The following is a 16,684-nucleotide window of genomic DNA, read 5'->3' on the forward strand; positions in this document are numbered from 1 at the left end:
CACGCTCGTGACTGCGCACCGGGTCAATCCACGTTCGCCACCTTCCACAGCTGGATGCCGGCGTTCGTGTCCGCCGCCTGAACGAGCCGGGCCCCTGCCGAGGTCGACGCGCCTGACACGTCGACCAGCTTGCCGCTGTTCACGTTCTTGATCTCGTAGTAGCCGTTTCCGGCGTCGATGAGCGTCCAGCGCTGGTCCGGCTGGCGATCCGGACCCTGATCATGTGGGGCCCGCGGCGAGATCCGTCTTCTCGAACAGCGGCACCCGCTTCGTCACCGTCGCGGCGTAGGCGTCGATGCCCGCCTGGGCCAGGGCGCCGTCGAGGTAGACGTCCACCTTGCCCATGTTGGGCTGCGCCATGCCGAGGTAGCGGACGTCCGAGCCGGTGAACGCGTACTCGGTGTGGTTGCCCGCGGTGCTGGTGAACCTCTCGGACCCGTTCATGCCCTTCGCGTCGGTCCGGTTCGACCACGTGCCGGAGCAGGTGACACCGGCCGCCCTGTCGTCGACGTGGTTCCAGCGCTGCCGCACGATCGAGTTCGACGCGGCGGACGCGTTGCCCTGCGCGTTCACGACGTAGAGGTGGTGGTCACCCGCCGTCTGCGGGACGCTGATGGTCGCCGAGACGCCGCTCGCGCTGGCCGTGGTGGGACCGGCGGCGAACGTCGTCGTACCGACGGGGGCGAGCCAGAGGGTCTTGGTCCCGTCTCCGGGGCTGCACACCGGAATGGTCATCACACCGGTCGCCACCGCGCTGGCCGCCACCCGGATCTCCGACGAGCAGCTGGCCGAGGTGGAACGGCACCTGGACGCCATGCGCGACGCCCATGACGACGTGGAGCGGCTCAACGCCCACGATGCCGCGTTCCACCGCGCTGTCATCTCGGCCACGGGCAACGAGACCCTGGCCACGGTCCTGGAGGGCGTCTCCGGGCGTACGCTGCGCGCCCGCATCTGGCGCGGTCTGGTCGACACCCAGGCCGCGGGCCGGACCATCTCCGAGCACGAGGCGATCTTCCGGGCACTGTCGATCCGCGACGCCTCCCTCAGCCAGGCCGCTGCGTTGATGCACGTCAGCAACACCGCGCAGTGGCTGAGCGAGCACTTTCGTTCGGGAGAAGCCCTCCCGTGGACATGAAAGCCGAGGGACGAGAGGCGCAGCGCCGCCACTGACAGGCGGACCGGACGGCCCACCGCGCTCATCAGCACCGCCGCAGTGCCCGACATCAGCCCATGTGAGCATCTGCGCCGTCGCGCGGTGCCTACGGGACGGGACGGGCGGCACGGATGCCGCGCGGGGACGCCCCGAGTTCACGACGGCAGGTCTTGTTGAACGCCTGCAGGTCGGGAATGCCGACCGAGGCGGCTACGGCGGGGATGGAGAGCGTGGTGGCGCGCAGGAAGTGTCGAGCCCGCTCCATCCGCCGGGCCCGGATGTAGCCGACCACCGTCTCCCCCGTGGCAGCCCGGAACAGCCGGGTCAGGTGGTTGTGGGAGACGCCGACCGTCTTCGCGATCTCCGGCACCGCCAGGGGCTCCGTCAGCCGCGCCTCGATCAAGGCCACCGCGGCTGCCACCGCGGGATGGACGGCTTGCGCGCTCCGATCCTGTGGCGGGGCGAGCCGGGCGACCCGCCACAGGGCGCCCCACACCTCGGCGACCGCCCGTGACGGCGTGTGCGGCCAGGCGGCCAACGCCTGCCGCAGCTGCACGGCGAGGAAATCCAGTTCTGGACCGGCCGGCTGAATCACCGGGATGCTCGTGGCCGCTCCCCTGGCGCCCAGGCGGAGGTGGACGTAGAGGTGCTCGGAGCGGCCCCGGTAGCGGTAGCGGACTTCGGTCCCGGGCGGTACGAGGCTGACCCGGCCGGGGCGGATCGAGTGCTCGGTACCGTCGACCGTCAAGTCGGCGTCGTAGCTGTACAGGTGGAGCTGCCACAGGTCCGGCAGCGAGAACACGTCCACGTGGCCGGCCGGCCCGTGCACGCCGATGCCGACGGCGGCGAGTTCCGGAGGCTCGTCGAGGCGGGCGATGACCGTGTGCATGGTCACGAGTCCTACCACGGCGTCCGCGGCCCGATCCAGGGGCGTGGACCTCGATTCACCGCAGGACGGCATGGTGAGAATCGACCACTACTGGGTGAACGCGGCCCACCCGGCGGGGCCGCGGGCAGGCCTAGCGTGGCCGCCATGGAGAACAGGAAGGAACTGCTCAGCTCAGTACAGATGGCGCGCTTCGTCGCGCGCGGATCGCTGCGGCTGGACGCCGTGGTCCCGGCGGAGCTGAACGCCGAGGGCCTGAAGGTGCTGGCTGACGACGTGCCGCCGGTTCCGTACGGGACGCCGTTGTCCGCGGCCTACCCCGAGGGCTCGTTCGTCCGCAGGCTGCTCGAACTGCCGCGGGTCGCAGGGGCGCTGCGCAGCCTGGTGGGCCCCGAGCCGTGGGTGGACCACCACTTCGTGCACACCCGCGAACCCCGCGGCGGCGACGCCCAGGCGTTGCACGGGGACGCCATCATCGACGTCCGGCCGGACGCCTTCGATGTGCAGCTGATGTACTACCCGCAGGCGGTGACGCTGGAGATGGGCGGCACCCTCAGCGTGCCGGGCAGCCATCTGCGCCGGACCAACGAGTCGGACACCGGCCGCTACCAGAACCTGCGCGGCCAGGACCGGCTGGTCTGCCCGGCCGGGACGGTGGTGTTTCTACACCACGGCCTCTGGCACGGGGGCAGGCGCAACGACAGCGACACGCTGCGCTACATGTTCAAGATCCGCTTCAATCCGACGGTGCGTCAACAACGGCTGTGGGACACCTCGGATCTCCACGATCCGCAGGTGAACGCGGAGTTGGACGCGATGTTCCCGTGGTACGAGGGGGCGACCGGTCGCCTGGAGCGGTACAACCGCATCCTGCTGTGGCGGGCGCTGACCGGCGACGACAGCTACGACCTCGACCACTGGGTGACCAGGGTCTCCAACCGCCCGAAGGGAACCGTGGCATGACGACCGAAGCGATTCTTCCCGCCCGGGCCGGCACCGCGGACGCCACCGCCCCGGTGCTGCGGCAGCAGGTGCTCGTGCTGTACCTGGCGGACTCGTCGCTGGACTCCCATGTCGTCGGCTGGTCGCGTTACGACGGCACCGGCCGCACCTCGCCCACCACCGGCGACAGCGACGAGCCGCCGTACGAGTCGGGGGTGGCGGCGCTCCGGGACGGCTGGCGGCTGTTCCAGGCCGCCCAGCTGATCCCGCCGTACCCGGGTCACGAGTACGACGTCTCCTTCCTCAAGCACGAGTTCTTCTTCGAACGGATCGTCGACGCATCGGCGCCATGACACGCCAGGGGGACCATCGGCCCGCCCCGGCCCGCCTCCTGGATCGTGGCGGTCGGTCGGTGCGGCCCCCCAATCCTCCTGACGATGCCGCCGCCCGGTGAGCAGCTTTGTCGACCCGGGACCGTCATCGCGGCTCCTGCGCCCGTTCCCGGCCGTGGGATGTTCAGCGCGAGGGCGAACGTGCTATTTCTTGGAGTGCACTTCGTCGGGCGGGGGCGCGGAACCAACCCGCCGACGTAGGGATCCCGAACCGGCGAACGCGGCGGATCAGGGCATCATTTGTGAGCGCTAACAGAACTCCCGACGGAACCGAACAGGCCTGTGGCCGGACGGCTCCGGACGTGGCCCCGGGCGGACGAGGAAGCTTCCGCGCCGAGCACGGCTCGTTGGCCGCTGCGGTGACCGCGTCGCCCCTGTGTCCCACGACTGCCCTGCTGCCGAGGGTGTGGCGCGGCACCCGTCGGGCACTGGACCAGGACCATCCCCTGAACGAGGACGAAATGACTGAGGCGAATCTCGTCGTACTGTCGGCCGGTGATACGGCCCTCGCGCTCGACGCCACCGGACCCGAGATGCCCCGGGTATTGCACTGGGGCGTCGATCCCGGCTTCCGCGCCGACGATGCCGCGCAGGTACTCGACGCCATGGGCCGGACCTCGCGCCACCAGGCCGGGAGCCTGATGCCTTCCCAGGGGCGGGGCTGGGGTTGGTTCGGACGTCCGACCCTCGCCGGGCACCGCGACGGCCGGGTCCGCCCGACGCGCTTCGAGCTCGCCGAACCGGTCGCCGTACGCGCCCAGGACGGCCGGGGCGGCACCGTCCACGTGCGGGCCCTGGACCCCGGCGCGGGGCTCGCGCTGCACACCGAGCTGCAGATGACGGAGCAGGGCGTGGTGCGGCTGCGCCACACCCTGACCAACACGGCGACGGACACCTACACCCTGGACGTGCTGGCCTGCGTGCTGCCGGTCCCCGCCCACGCCGCGGAACTGCTGGACTTCGCCGGCCGCTGGGCCCGTGAGCGCTCCCCGCAGCGCTCCCCGCTGCGGCAGGGCGTCTGGTCGAGGGAGAACCGGCGCGGCCGCACGGGCTTCGACGCCGGGCTGCTGCTCGCCGGCAGCGAGGGCTTCGGCTTCCGGCACGGCGAGGTCTGGGGCGTGCACCCCGCCTGGAGCGGCAACCACGTCCAGTACGCGGAGCGGCTGGCCGACGGGACGACGGTCCTCGGCGGCGGCGAACTGCTGGACGCGGGTGAGATCCGGCTGGCGGAGGGCGAGTCCTACCGAACCCCGTGGGTGTACTTCGCGACCTCCGGCACGGGTCTGGACGGAATCAGCCGAGGATTCCACGACATGCTCCGGGCCCGGCCACAGCACCCGACCACCGCCCGGCCGGTCACCATGAACATCTGGGAGGCGGTCTACTTCGACCACGACCCCGAACGGGTACGCGCCCTCGCGAACACCGCGGCAGCGGTCGGCGTGGAACGGTTCGTCGTGGACGACGGCTGGTTCCGCCACCGCCGCCACGACCGGGCCGGCCTCGGCGACTGGTACGTCGACGAGAAGGTGTGGCCCGACGGACTCCGCCCGCTCGCCGACCACGTCCACGGGCTCGGCATGCAGTTCGGCCTCTGGTTCGAGCCCGAGATGGTCAACCCCGACTCCGACCTGGCCCGCGCCCACCCCGACTGGTTCCTCGCCGACCCCGACCGCCTCCCGTTCGAACAGCGCAGCCAGCACGTCCTGGACGTCGCGCACCCCGACGCCCACGCCTACCTGCTGGAGCGGATCAGCACCCTCGTCGGGGACGTGGGCGTCGACTACATCAAGTGGGACCACAACCGCGACCTCGCCGACGCCGTCCACGACGGCCGACCCGGCGTGCACGCGCAGACCACGGCCGTCTACCGGCTCCTGGACGAACTGCGCGGCCGCCACACCGGCCTTGAGATCGAGTCCTGCTCCTCCGGCGGAGCCCGCGCCGACCTCGGCATCCTCGAACGCACCGACCGGATCTGGGGATCGGACAACATCGACCCGATCGAACGCCAGGCCATCCAGCGCTGGACCGGCCTGCTCCTGCCCTACGAGCTGATCGGCTCCCACATCGGCTCCGCCCCCGCCCACATCAGCCACCGCGACACCACGCTCGCCCTCCGCTGCGCCACCGCCCTGTTCGGACACGCCGGCATCGAATCCGACATCTCGAACTGGTCGCAGGACGACCTGGCCGCGCTGACCGCGTGGGTCAGCGCCTACAAGCAGCTGCGCCCGCTGCTCCACGGCGGCGACGTCGTCCGTACCGACCACCCCGACCCGGCCGCCTGGGTGCACGGCGTCGTCTCGCGGGACCGGGCCCACGCCGTCTTCGCGTACGTCCAGCTGGAGACCTCCGTCGCCGAGAACGGCGCGCCCGTACGCCTCCCGGGCCTGGACCCCGAGACCCGCTACGTCCTGCGGGTGCGCCCCGAACTCTCCTCCCCCGAGCACACCTGGCCCGCCTGGGCGCGGCGTACGACCGCACTCACCCTCACCGGCCGGTACCTCGCCCGAGTCGGCCTCGCAGCCCCTGACCTGACCAACCGTCCGGGCCACGTGTTGGTGGTCGAGGCGCAGGCGCAGCCGTCGGCCTCACAGGAGTAGTCCTCCGCCCACCACCCCGAGTACGTCGTTCGCCGGGGCCCTGTCCCCCGGGTTACTGGTGGTGATACCCGTCGCCCCCCCGTTCCCCGGACCCGTCCCAGCCACTGGCGGGCCCCGGCGAGCGCCGCCTCGGACCGTCCCGCCGGCGGCGCCAGTCCCGGCACCCGACCTGCTTGACCGCTACTGCCGCCCACGACCCGTATGAGCACCTCGGGAACTCGCCGCGCCACCACCTGCGACAAGCGCCGTCAGAGCGTCCCGATGGACACCCAGGTATCGAAGCGCTTCGATCGACTCGTCCGGCCGGCAACCGCCGCACCGAGCCGCTCACGAAGCGCCGGAGCGAGGCCCGCTGACGGTGGAGGAAGCGCTGGGACACCAGCCTCATCCCGACGGACCCGCCCGCCCCCGACCTGCTCCAAGACGACGCCCCTCGGCCGGTCGGCCCCCTGTCCACCCCATTCCTCACCGGCGACACCGCCGTCGACCACTACCACCGCTTCCGCGAAGACGTCCGCCTCATGGCCGACCTCGGCCTCACCGCCTACCGCTTCTCCATCGCCTGGCCCCGCATCCAACCCACCGGGCACGGCCCCCTGTCCCACCACGGCCTCGACTTCTACCGCGCCCTCACCGACGAACTGCTGGAGCACGGCATCACCCCCGTCGCCACCCTCTACCACTGGGACCTCCCCCAGGAACTCGAGGACGCTGGCGGCTGGCCGGCCCGCGACACCGCCTACCGCTTCGCCGAGTACGCCGCCCTGACCGCCGAGGCCCTCGGCGACCGCGTGCCCACCTGGATCACCCTCAACGAGCCCTGGTGCAGCGCCTTCATGGGGTACGCCGGCGGCGCCCACGCTCCCGGCCGCACCGACCCCGCCGACGCGCTGCGCGCCGCCCACCACCTCAACCTCGCCCACGGCCTCGCCGTGGGCGCCCTGCGCGCCGCGCTGCCCGCCTCCGCCCAGCTCTCCGTCTCGCTGAACCTGCACGCGGTGCGACCGCGCAGCGACCGCCCGGAGGACCAGGACGCGGCCCGCCGGATCGACGCCGTCGGCAACCGGATCTTCACCGGCCCCATGCTAAAGGGCCGCTACGACGACGACCTCCTCAAGGACACCGCCCGCCTGGTCGACTGGGACGCCCTGCTCCACGACGGCGACCTCGCCGAAACCTCCCGCCCCATCGACCTGCTCGGCCTCAACTACTACGCCCCGACCGTCGTCTCCTCCCCCGCCAGGGGCCGGCTCCTCCCGTGCGAGGACGGGCACGGCACCGGCTCGCACTCGGTGTGGCCGGGCGCCGAGGACGTCGCCTTCCACCGCGCCGACGAGAACGTGACCGCGATGGGCTGGCCGATCGACCCGACCGGCCTCTCCGACACCCTCACCACCTTGCACCACGAGTTCGGCCTGCCCCTGCTCGTCACCGAGAACGGCGCCGCCTTCGACGACGTCGTCTCTCCCGACGGCACCGTCCACGACCCGGAGCGGACCGCCTACGTCCGCGGCCATCTCGAAGCCGTCGCCGACGCCATCGACGCCGGCGCCGACGTCCGGGGCTACTACCTGTGGTCGCTGATGGACAACTTCGAGTGGGGGTACGGCTACAGCAAGCGCTTCGGCATCGTCCACATCGACTACGCCACCCAGAAGCGCACCCCGAAGTCCAGCGCCCACTGGTACTCCGAGGCCATCCGCCGCGGCGGACTGGACTAGACCTTCGGTCGGGCGACAACCTTTCCGGGCCGGGCGGCCACCCAAGGGTGCGCCACCCCGGCGGCCCGGTCGCCGACGCCTATCCCTGGAAGACCCACACCGTCACCGGCGGCAGCCGGGCCGCACCCGGTACCGACTTCGACCACTTCGAGGGAGAGCTTGCACGGCCGTGCCTTCCTTCGTCAGGCCTCAGAAGACGTCAGCCGGGCCGCGACGTCGGCGCCTTCCCGTACGAAGACCGGTATGCGCTCCAGCGGGGCCTCGGCGTCGAGCGTCGTTCCGCCCTCCAGCACACGGCCGGTGGCCGGGTCGAGCCAGCGGGTGCCGGACGGCAGGTACACCCGGCGGGCCCGGACGCCCCCCTCGTACACGGGTGCCACCAGCAGGTCGGGGCCGAGCAGGAACTGGTCGTCCACCTCCCAGGAACGCTCGTCCTCGGGGAAGTCGAAGAACAGCGGGCGCATCGGCGGGGCGCCGGTGCGGTGGGCGTCCTCGGACAGGCCGTGCAGGTAGGGGCGCAGGCGCTCGCGCAGCAGCAGGTGGTCGCGGAGGATGTTGTACGCCTGCTCCCCGTACGACCAGACCTCGTTCGGCCCGCCGGTCATGTCCGTGGCGAAGGCGGGGTGGTTGGGCTCGCGGTCCCCGTGCAGCCGCATGACCGGGCTGAAGGTGCCGTACTGGAACCACCGGATCAGCAGTTCGCGGTACTCCGGGTCGTCCGGGTCGCCGCCGAAGAAGCCTCCGATGTCGGTGTTCCACCAGGGGATGCCGCTCATCGCGACGTTCAGCCCCGCCCTGATCTGGCGCCCCAGGGAGTCGAAGGTCGTGGGGATGTCGCCGGACCACAGCAGGGCGCCGTACTTCTGGCTGCCCGCCCACGCCGAGCGGACCAGCGACAGCGGCCGGTCCTCGCCCACCGCGCGCAGGCCCTCGGCCGCCATGCGGGCGTGCTCCAGCGGGTAGAGGTTCGCGGCCTCGGCGGCCGGCCCTGCCGCGTAGACGGCGCGCTCGGCGAGGCCCGGGGGCACATCGGGTTCGCAGGCGTCCAGCCAGAAGCACGCCACGCCCAGCGAGCGGTAGTTGTCGTTCAGCCGCTGCCACAGCGCGGCGCGCGCTCCGGGGTGGGTGGCGTCGTAGTACGCCATCGGGCGGATCAGTGCTTCCCCGGCGTACCGGGAGGGCCACGGGAAGGTGAGCAGGCCGCCGTCCGCGTCCCGGACGAGGTGTCCGGCCGAGCGCAGTTCCCCGTACGCGTCGCTTCCGGGCTCGACGGTGGGCCACACCGAGACGGCGAGCTTCACGCCGAGGTCCGTCAGCTCCTTGACCATGGCGGCGGGGCCGGGCCACTCGCTCTCTTCGAAGCGCCAGTCGCCCATCCTCGGCCAGTGGAAGAAGTCGCAGACGATGACGGACAGCGGCAGTCCCCGCTTCTTGTACTGCCGTGCCACGGCCAGGAGTTCGTCCTGGGTGCGGTAGCGGAGTTTCGACTGCCAGAAGCCGGACGCCCACTCGGGAAGGAGGGGCGGACGGCCGGTGGCCCGGGTGTAGGAGTCCAGGATCCGGGCCGGGGTGTCGCCCGCGGTGATCCAGTAGTCGATGCGCCCGCCGCCGTCGGCGGTCCACCGGGTGGTGTCGACGCCCAGTTCGACGCGGCCGGTGGCGGGGTTGTTCCAGAGCAGTCCGTAGCCGCGCGAGGAGTGCAGGAAGGGGATGGCCGCCACGGTGTTGCTCTGGACGAGGTCGATCACACAGCCCTTCTGGTCCAGGCGCCCGTGCAGGTGCTGCCCCAGACCGTGCAGCCGTTCACCGTCGTAGGCCTCGAAGGACTGCTCCGTCCGGCCGCCGGCCACGTGGACGCGGGAGCCGGTGTGGAGCGCGTGCGGGCTGCGCTCGGCGAGGAGTTCGCGGCCCGAGACGGCGTGGCGGAATCGCAGCCGGCCGTCCGCCGAGGCCTCGACGGCGATGCTGCCGTTGACCAGGCGGGCACTGCCGTCGTCCGACAGGGACACCTCGGCGTGCGGGGCGGGCCGCGGGTTCTCCAGCGCACCGGGGGCGGTGGGGTCGATGGTCCCGGACGAGGCCCGCACCCGGACGGCGTCCGGTCCCCAGGGCTCGATGCGGAGGATCTCTGCGGCGGTGTGCCGTTCCAGGCCGCCCGCGCGGATGCTGTAGGACAAGGGTCGGTTCCTCTGCTCTCGGGGTCGGTCGGGTGGTGTCACTGCCGTTTCCGGGCTCCTCCGTCGCGCGAGCCGGGCCCGCCACCGCCGGCGAAGCGGTGGCGGGCCGGTGCGCGGTGGTGTTGCCCCGGTGGCTCAGCCCCAGGGCTGGGCGATGAGCCAGCTGGTGTCGGCGGCCCAGCTGGTGCCGCTGTCCCAGCTGTTGGAGCCGCCGTTGCTCGCTATGTAGGCCGTGTAGTTGTAGTGCCGGATGTACTTCGTCGGGAAGTTGACGGACTGGAAGGAGGTGCCGACCCCGCTGTTGCCCCTGGTGGGGCAGAAGGTGGCGTCCTGGGCGAAGGCGCCGGCGCCGTTGTCGAAGTCCAGGTAGAGCTCGTAGTCGTAGTGGTGCAGGAACTTCCCGGGGTTGTTGGCGGACTCGAAGGAGAGGCAGGAGGTGTTGGCCAGGCCGGCGCGGACGATCCAGGTGGCGTCGGCCTTGTCGGTGGCCGAGCTGGAGGAGGCGGTGCCGGCGATGACGACCTTGTTGTCGGCGTCGTTGTGGCGGAGGTAGTGCGAGGTGCAGCAGGGCGCGGTGGTGGCCCGCAGGGAGATCCGGGAGCCGGGGGTCAGCGTGCCGGTGCCGGTCGAGCCGCTGTTGTAGCCGGCGGCGGTGATGTTGGCCTGGACCGCGTTCTCGGTGGCGTCCGACGGGTAGCCCTGGGTCATGACCCCTTCGTAGAAGGTGCCTTGGGCCCACTTGCTGTTGTCGCCGCCGATGCCGAGGATGATCGCGCCCTCCTTGTGCATCGGGTTGTAGCCGGTGGCGTTGGGGCGTGCGCCGTTGTAGAAGGTGGACAGGCCGCCCGACTGGGCGTCGCCCCCGCGGAGGGCCCACTGGTTCGGGCCGCCCTTGAGCATGGCGGTCAGGAACCGGTTGTTGACGCTGGGGTCATTGGCGTTGAACCCTCGGTTGACCCCGGAGAACAGGCCGTTCTCCAGGTCGGCCATGACCCAGGGGCCGTTGCCGCTGCCCCAGCCCCAGCCCTTGTTGTCGCCGAAGTAGAGGGCCTCCATGTGGCCGTTGCCGGTGTCCAGGTTGTTGGTCTCGGCGTTGCCGTAGTCGAAGCAGCAGCCGCCGTTGAAGTGCGTGCCGTCGAAGATGGCGTACATGCCCTCGGGCTGGTCGCCGGTGGCGATGCCGTTGGTGTTGTTGTTGCGGTAGCCGGTTCCGGGGGCGACGTAGACGCCGTACGCCTTGTGCCCGCCGACGGTGACCGGCGCCTCGAAGGCGTTGGCGAGGTTGTCCGGCCCGCCGGCCGCCCCGCCGGCGGGCGCCTGGGTGAGGTGGTTGCCCTTGCCGGACTGGTCGTAGAGGACGGTGATGACGCAGCTGGTGCCGGCGCAGAAGGAGTCCTGCGCGGCGGCGTCGGCGTATCCGCCGGCGCTCAGCGGGCCGATGTCCCTGGTCGCGCTGTCGGAGGCGCGCCTGACCTGGTACAGGGGGCCGTTGTACGCGCCGTACAGTGCCCGGGTGGTGCTGTGCGCCGCCACGCACGGCGTGCCACCGGCGAGGTAGATGTCGCACGGCCCCTGGGTGGCCGCCTGCGAGGTCCCGGCCGTGGCGGTGAGCAGGCCGACGGAGAGCGCGGCGGTCGCACCGACCGCGAGGAGGGCGCGCCTGACCCTGCGGATCGACGATTTGATCATGAAGTACTCCATTCACCAGTGTGGGGTGTGAGGTGAGCGGTCCGGTTCGGGCTCCGTCCCTCGCCGTCGCCGCCGGACCCGGCTCGGGCTCCCGCTCGGGTAGCTCCGGGGGACGGCCGCGAGCACTCCTTCGCGGAGGGAAGGAGGAAGGCACCTGATTTTGTTAGCGCTAACAATTCCGACCGGAAGGAGCGCGCGTGATGACGGCACGGACACCTCCCGTGCCGCAACGGGCATCACTATGGCCAGCCGCCAGGACACCGTCAAGACATCGCGCATCGACGGACGGTCCAGCCTCAACTGCCGGTTGACACTTCGCATTGGCCCGGCAGCGTCGAGGTCGGGGTTGCACCCGTCACCCCAGGGCCCGGAGGCGGGTGACGGCGTCGGCGAGCATCCGGCGGCAGAACGCCAGGTGTTCGCCCCCGTAGCCGCGCGGGGCGCACTCCACGACGAGCAGCAGGCCCAAGTACAGCTGGTAGAGCGCCAGTCGGTGCCGGAGGGCGGGGGTGAAGTCGAGGCTGCCGCCGGCTCCGGTGTACCCAGCGGCGAGCTCGCTGTCCGGGCCGGTGCCGCCGCCGAAGTCCAGCGAGACCAGTTCGGCGGCCGGGTCGCCCCAGAACGCCCGCTCGTGGTCGATGAGGCCGGTGATCCGGGCCGGCCCGGCGTCGTCGGCCGCCCGGACGAAGATGTTGCCCGGCCAGAGGTCGAAGTGGACGAGCCGCGGCTCGGTGACCTCGTCGAGTGCGTACCCGCCGTCGGACACCAGGGCGCGGAGGTCACGGGGCGGGACGTCCAGCGGCGACCGCCAGCGGTCGGCGTCGTCGAGCAGGGCCTCGACCATGGCGGTGAAGGCGGTGCGCCAGTCGGCGGCGGTGAGCGCGGAGTCGCCGGCCGGGTAGCCGAATCGGCCGTCAGCCGGGGTCAGGGTGTGCAGGCGGGCGGTGACCGCGCCCAGCTCGCGGCGCAGGGCCTCCCCCGCTCCGGGCGGCAGATGGTCGCCCGCCTTGTCCCAGGGTGTTCCCTCCAGCACCGACAGGACGATGAACTCCTCGTCCGCGTGGAGCAGTTCGGGTGCCGGGACGCTGCCCTCCGGCAGGTCCGCGAGCCGCCGGTAGACCATCGTCTCCGTCCCGAGGATGCCCCGCTCGTAGCGGAGCACCGGTGCGGCGGGCGGTGGGGCGAGCTTGACGACGGCGGGTCGGCCGTCGTCCAGCAGGACGCGGTAGGCGCTGTTGAACCAGCCGTCGGTCAGCTCGTGTTCCAGGCGGCACCCCATGCCGGCGGAGCCGCGCAGCAGGGCGTCGAGCGCGGCGGGCGTCAGGTGGCGCTTCGTGCGGCTCTGCATCGGCACTTCCGGGCGTGGGTCGGGCGGAAGGGGGCGAGGTCACGCGCCACGGTGCGGTGGCGCGTGACCTCACGTCGGGGCCGGCCTCAGGCCGGGTAGGGCAGGTCCGCGTCACGGGTGCCCGCGGGGCTGACGTGCACGGCGCCGTCCGGGCCGCCGATCCGCAGCTGCCAGGGGTGCGGGCTGTCGGTGGTCACCCGGAGGCGGTCGCCGGTGCGGCGCAGGTGGAAGCGGGCGCTCTCGCCCGGGCCGTCGCTGCGCGGGATCACCACGGTGCGCTCGGCACCGTCGGCGAAGGCGTGGACCCGCAGCTCGACGCCCTCGGCCCAGGCGGAGACCGGACGCTGGTCGTCCGCCCCGAGCGGGATGACCGAGTCGGGGCGGGCGAGCAGCGGCAGGGTGTGGAAGCCGTGCTGTTCGCGCACCCACCGCGGGCCGGTGACCTGATCGCCGGTCAGGATGTTGGTCCACCTCCCCTCGGGCACGTAGTACTCGACCGTGCCGTCCTCGGTGAAGACCGGGGCGACGAGCAGGTCGTCTCCGAGCAGGTACTGCCGGTCGAGCGCGGCGGCGGCCGGGTCGTCCGGGAACTCCAGCACCATCGCGCGCATCACCGGCACGCCGGTGGCGTGCGCCTGCTGGGCGGCCTGCTGGAGATAGGGCGCCAGGCGGTGCTTGAGCAGGGTGAACTCACGGGTGACGTCGACGGCCTCCTCGCCGAAGTCCCACGGCACGCGGTACGACTTGCTGCCGTGCAGCCGGCTGTGCGAGGAGAGCAGGCCGAACTGGGTCCAGCGCTTGAAGACCGCGGGGGTCGGGGTGCCCTCGAAGCCGCCGATGTCGTGGCTCCAGAAGCCGAAGCCGGACAGGCCGAGGGAGAGTCCTCCGCGCAGCGACTCCGCCATGGCGTTGAAGTGCGACTCGCAGTCGCCGCCCCAGTGCACCGGGTACTGCTGGCCGCCCGCGGTGGCGGACCGGGCGAACAGCAGCGCCTCCCCCTCCCCGCGCTCCTCGCGGAGCAGCTCGAACACGGTCCGGTTGTACAGCTGGGTGTAGTAGTTGTGCATCCGCTCCGGGTCGGAGCCGTCGTGCCAGGCCACGTCGGTGGGGATGCGCTCGCCGAAGTCGGTCTTGAAGCAGTCGACGCCGACGTCGAGCAGGGTGCGCAGCTTGCCCCTGTACCAGTCGCGGGCGGCGGGGTTGGTGAAGTCCACCAGGGCCATGCCCGGCTGCCACAGGTCCCACTGCCAGACGCTGCCGTCCGGGCGGCGCAGCAGGTAGCCCTCGCCCATGCCCTCGGCGAAGAGCTCCGACTTCTGCGCGATGTAGGGGTTGATCCAGGCGGAGATCCGCAGCCCCTGCTCCTTGAGGCGGCCCAGCATGCCGGCCGGGTCCGGGAAGGTGTCCGGATCCCACACGAAGTCGCTCCACTGGTACTCGCGCATCCAGAAGCAGTCGAGGTGGAAGACGCTCAAGGGGATACCGCGTTCGGCCATGCCGCCGACGAAGCGGTTGACGGTGGCCTCGTCGTACTCGGTGGTGAAGGAGGTGGTCAGCCACAGGCCCAGCGCCCAGGCCGGGGGCAGCGCGGGGCGGCCGGTGAGGGCCGTGTAGCGCTCCAGGATCGCCTTGGGGGTCGGGCCGTGGACGACGAAGTACTCCAGCGACTGGTCCTCGACGCTGAACTGCACCTGGCCGACGGACTCGGAGCCGATCTCGTAGCTGACCTTGCCGGGGTGGTTGACGAAGACGCCGTAGCCCCGGTTGGTCAGGTGGAACGGGACGTTCTTGTACGCCTGCTCGCTGCTGGTGCCGCCGTCCGCCTGCCAGATGTCCACCACCTGGCCGTTGCGGACGAACGGGGTGAACCGCTCCCCCAGGCCGTAGACCAGCTCACCGACTCCCAGCGAGAGCTGTCCGAGCATGTGGTGCCGGCCCTCGGCGTCGGTGACGAAGCCGGTGCCGCGCTCCCCCACCGAGGTGAGCACCCGGTCGCCGGCGCGGAACTCCAGCTGCCAGGGCCGGGAGGCGTCCACCCGCAACGTCAGTTCGCCGGCACTCAGCTCGACCACGTCGCCGTCCCGGCTCACCTTCCCCTGGCCCTGCTCGGCGCCGGGCAGTGCGAACTCGGGGCCGCGCCGCACCGAACCGGCGTGGTGGGTGGTGCGCACCCCGATCACGCCCTCGGCCGGGGACCAGCATTCGACGGTCAGCAGTGGGCTGTTGAGCGTGTCACCGCGGCCGCGCACGTGCTTCACGGGCGCGTAGAGGGTCATCCGGTCCTCGCCGGCGCGGACGTCGGCGACCTCGGTGGCGTAGCGCGCGGTGACGCCCGGGCGCATCAGCCAGTAGCCGTCGGTGAACTTCATCGGGCAGGTTCCTCCGTCCGCGCGCGGTGCGCGGTGATCAGGCCCCGGTACCAGTGGTAGCTGTCCTTGGGCGTTCGGGTCAGGGTTTCGTAGTCGACGCGGACCAGGCCGAAGCGCTGCTCGTAGCCCCAGGCCCACTCGAAGTTGTCCATCAGCGACCAGACGTAGTAGCCGCGCACGTCGACCCCGGCCGCGACGGCCTCGGCGACGGCGGCGAGGTGGCCGGCCAGGTAGCCGGTCCGCTCCGGATCGTGGACGTGGCCGTCGGGAGTGACGCTGTCGGCCTCGGCCGAGCCGTTCTCGGTGATCCAGACCGGCGGCAGCTGCGGGTAGCGGGAGTCCAGGTCGACGAGCAGCTCGGTGAACGCGGCCGGAACGACCGACCAGCCCATGGTGGTGAGCCGGGTCCCGTACGGGTTCGACTCGGCCACGCCGATGTCCGTGGCAGTGCGCCGTTCGGGGTCGTCCTCGTGGTGCGGGGCGGCCTCGACGGTGAGCGGCCGGTAGAAGTTGATGCCGACGAAGTCCAGTGGCGCGCCGATCAGTTGCAGGTCTCCCGGCAGGCGCCAGGGGCCGTCGGCCAGGCCCGCCCAGGTCTCGCCCTCGTGGTCGGGGTAGCGTCCGGCGAACAGCGGTTCCGTCCAGACCTCGTTGTGCAGGACTTCGGCCCGGCGCAGGGCGGCGAGGTCCTCGGGCCGGTCGGAGGCGGCGTGCAGCCGCTCGGGGTTGAGCGTGATCCCGACCTCGCGGGCGCCGGCGGCGCGCAGCTCCCGGACGGCCAGGCCGTGGCCGACCAGCAGGTGGTGGGCGGCGGCCAGCGCCCCGCGGCCCTCCCGCGCGCCGGGCGCGTGCCGGCCCTCGGCGTAGCCGACGAAGGCGGTGCAGAACGGCTCGTTGAGGGTGATCCAGCGCTCGACCCTGTCCCCGTAACGGTCGGCGGCGACGGCCGCGTACTCGGCGAAGGCCTCGGCGGTCTGCCGCACCCGCCAGCCGCCCCGGTCCTCCAGGGCCTGCGGGAGGTCCCAGTGGTACAGGGTGACGGCGGGCGCGATCCCGGCGGCCAGCAGTTCGTCGAGCAGCCGGTCGTAGAAGTCGAGGCCCTTCGGGTTGACCGGGCCGGTGCCCTCGGGCAGCAGGCGCGACCAGGCGAGGGAGAAGCGGTAGTCGTCGACGCCGAGCTCGCGCAGCAGCGCGACGTCCTCCGGGTAGCGGTGGTAGTGGTCGCAGGCGGTGTCGCCGGTGGCACCGCCGAGGGTGCGGCCCGGGGTGTGGCTGAAGGTGTCCCAGATGGACGGGCCGCGGCCGTCCTCGTCGTGGGCGCCCTCGATCTGGTAAGCGGCGGTGGCGGCGCCGAAGCGGAAGCCGGCGGGCAGTTCCGGGAAGGCCGGAGAGGTCACG

The 16,684-nt window shown here is 72.0% G+C and carries 11 protein-coding genes and 2 pseudogenes; 5 read left to right on the top strand and 8 right to left on the bottom strand.

Translation table 11 applies throughout. The features are described 5' to 3' along the window. Positions 1-23 precede the first annotated feature (23 nt). Positions 24-143, bottom strand: coding sequence for an RICIN domain-containing protein (locus SVTN_RS45240; RefSeq protein WP_245727409.1), 120 nt, complete (start codon positions 141-143; stop codon positions 24-26). Between the two features lie 76 nt (positions 144-219). Further along, complete coding sequence (locus SVTN_RS00895) at positions 220-735, bottom strand: hypothetical protein (protein ID WP_159026401.1); 516 nt, start codon at positions 733-735, stop codon at positions 220-222. Here SVTN_RS00895 and SVTN_RS00900 point away from each other — a divergent pair. Beyond that, a pseudogene (locus SVTN_RS00900) lies at positions 731-1,138 on the top strand (FadR/GntR family transcriptional regulator); the annotation flags it as partial. The gene SVTN_RS00895 and the pseudogene SVTN_RS00900 sit on opposite strands and share 5 nt — an antisense overlap. Positions 1,139-1,262: 124 nt before the next feature. On the opposite strand, the gene SVTN_RS00905 reads toward SVTN_RS00900, so the two are convergent. Beyond that, a complete protein-coding gene (locus SVTN_RS00905; protein WP_041133375.1) occupies positions 1,263-2,045 on the bottom strand; it encodes a helix-turn-helix transcriptional regulator in 783 nt (260 codons plus the stop codon). A 144-nt stretch (positions 2,046-2,189) separates the two neighbouring features. Between SVTN_RS00905 and SVTN_RS00910 the strand changes: the two genes are divergently transcribed. From SVTN_RS00910 to SVTN_RS00925, 4 genes and pseudogenes are all read left to right on the top strand, one after another. Continuing rightward, entirely contained in the window at positions 2,190-3,005 is an 816-nt protein-coding gene (locus tag SVTN_RS00910; protein WP_174518218.1) for a phytanoyl-CoA dioxygenase family protein, read from the top strand. Beyond that, entirely contained in the window at positions 3,002-3,337 is a 336-nt protein-coding gene (locus tag SVTN_RS00915; protein ID WP_052498824.1) for a hypothetical protein, read from the top strand. The genes SVTN_RS00910 and SVTN_RS00915 overlap by 4 nt, the downstream gene beginning before the upstream one ends. A gap of 500 nt (positions 3,338-3,837) precedes the next feature. Next, positions 3,838-5,982, top strand: a complete 2,145-nt coding sequence (locus SVTN_RS00920) for an alpha-galactosidase (RefSeq protein ID WP_052498825.1) — start codon at positions 3,838-3,840, stop codon at positions 5,980-5,982. 467 nt (positions 5,983-6,449) lie between these two features. Next, positions 6,450-7,703 (top strand): annotated as a pseudogene (locus SVTN_RS00925) (GH1 family beta-glucosidase); the annotation flags it as partial. Between the two features lie 182 nt (positions 7,704-7,885). On the opposite strand, the gene SVTN_RS00930 reads toward SVTN_RS00925, so the two are convergent. The 5 genes from SVTN_RS00930 to SVTN_RS00950 all read right to left on the bottom strand — a co-directional run bounded on the left by SVTN_RS00930 (position 7,886) and on the right by SVTN_RS00950 (position 16,683). Beyond that, on the bottom strand, positions 7,886-9,880 hold the full coding sequence (locus SVTN_RS00930) for a glycoside hydrolase family 31 protein (RefSeq protein WP_052498826.1): 1,995 nt from the start codon (positions 9,878-9,880) through the stop codon (positions 7,886-7,888). Positions 9,881-10,015: 135 nt separating this feature from the next. Next, complete coding sequence (locus tag SVTN_RS00935) at positions 10,016-11,569, bottom strand: alpha-L-arabinofuranosidase B (protein ID WP_041133381.1); 1,554 nt, start codon at positions 11,567-11,569, stop codon at positions 10,016-10,018. 355 nt (positions 11,570-11,924) lie between these two features. Further along, on the bottom strand, positions 11,925-12,917 hold the full coding sequence (locus SVTN_RS00940) for a phosphotransferase family protein (RefSeq protein ID WP_041127375.1): 993 nt from the start codon (positions 12,915-12,917) through the stop codon (positions 11,925-11,927). Positions 12,918-13,003: 86 nt separating this feature from the next. Beyond that, positions 13,004-15,286, bottom strand: a complete 2,283-nt coding sequence (yicI, locus tag SVTN_RS00945; RefSeq protein ID WP_041127376.1) for an alpha-xylosidase — start codon at positions 15,284-15,286, stop codon at positions 13,004-13,006. Then, entirely contained in the window at positions 15,283-16,683 is a 1,401-nt protein-coding gene (locus SVTN_RS00950; RefSeq protein WP_041127377.1) for a GH1 family beta-glucosidase, read from the bottom strand. Before SVTN_RS00950 ends, yicI begins: the two co-directional genes overlap by 4 nt. Position 16,684 lies beyond the last annotated feature (1 nt).

The sequence above is a fragment of the Streptomyces vietnamensis genome, from assembly GCF_000830005.1.
GTDB classification, from domain to species: domain Bacteria; phylum Actinomycetota; class Actinomycetes; order Streptomycetales; family Streptomycetaceae; genus Streptomyces; species Streptomyces vietnamensis.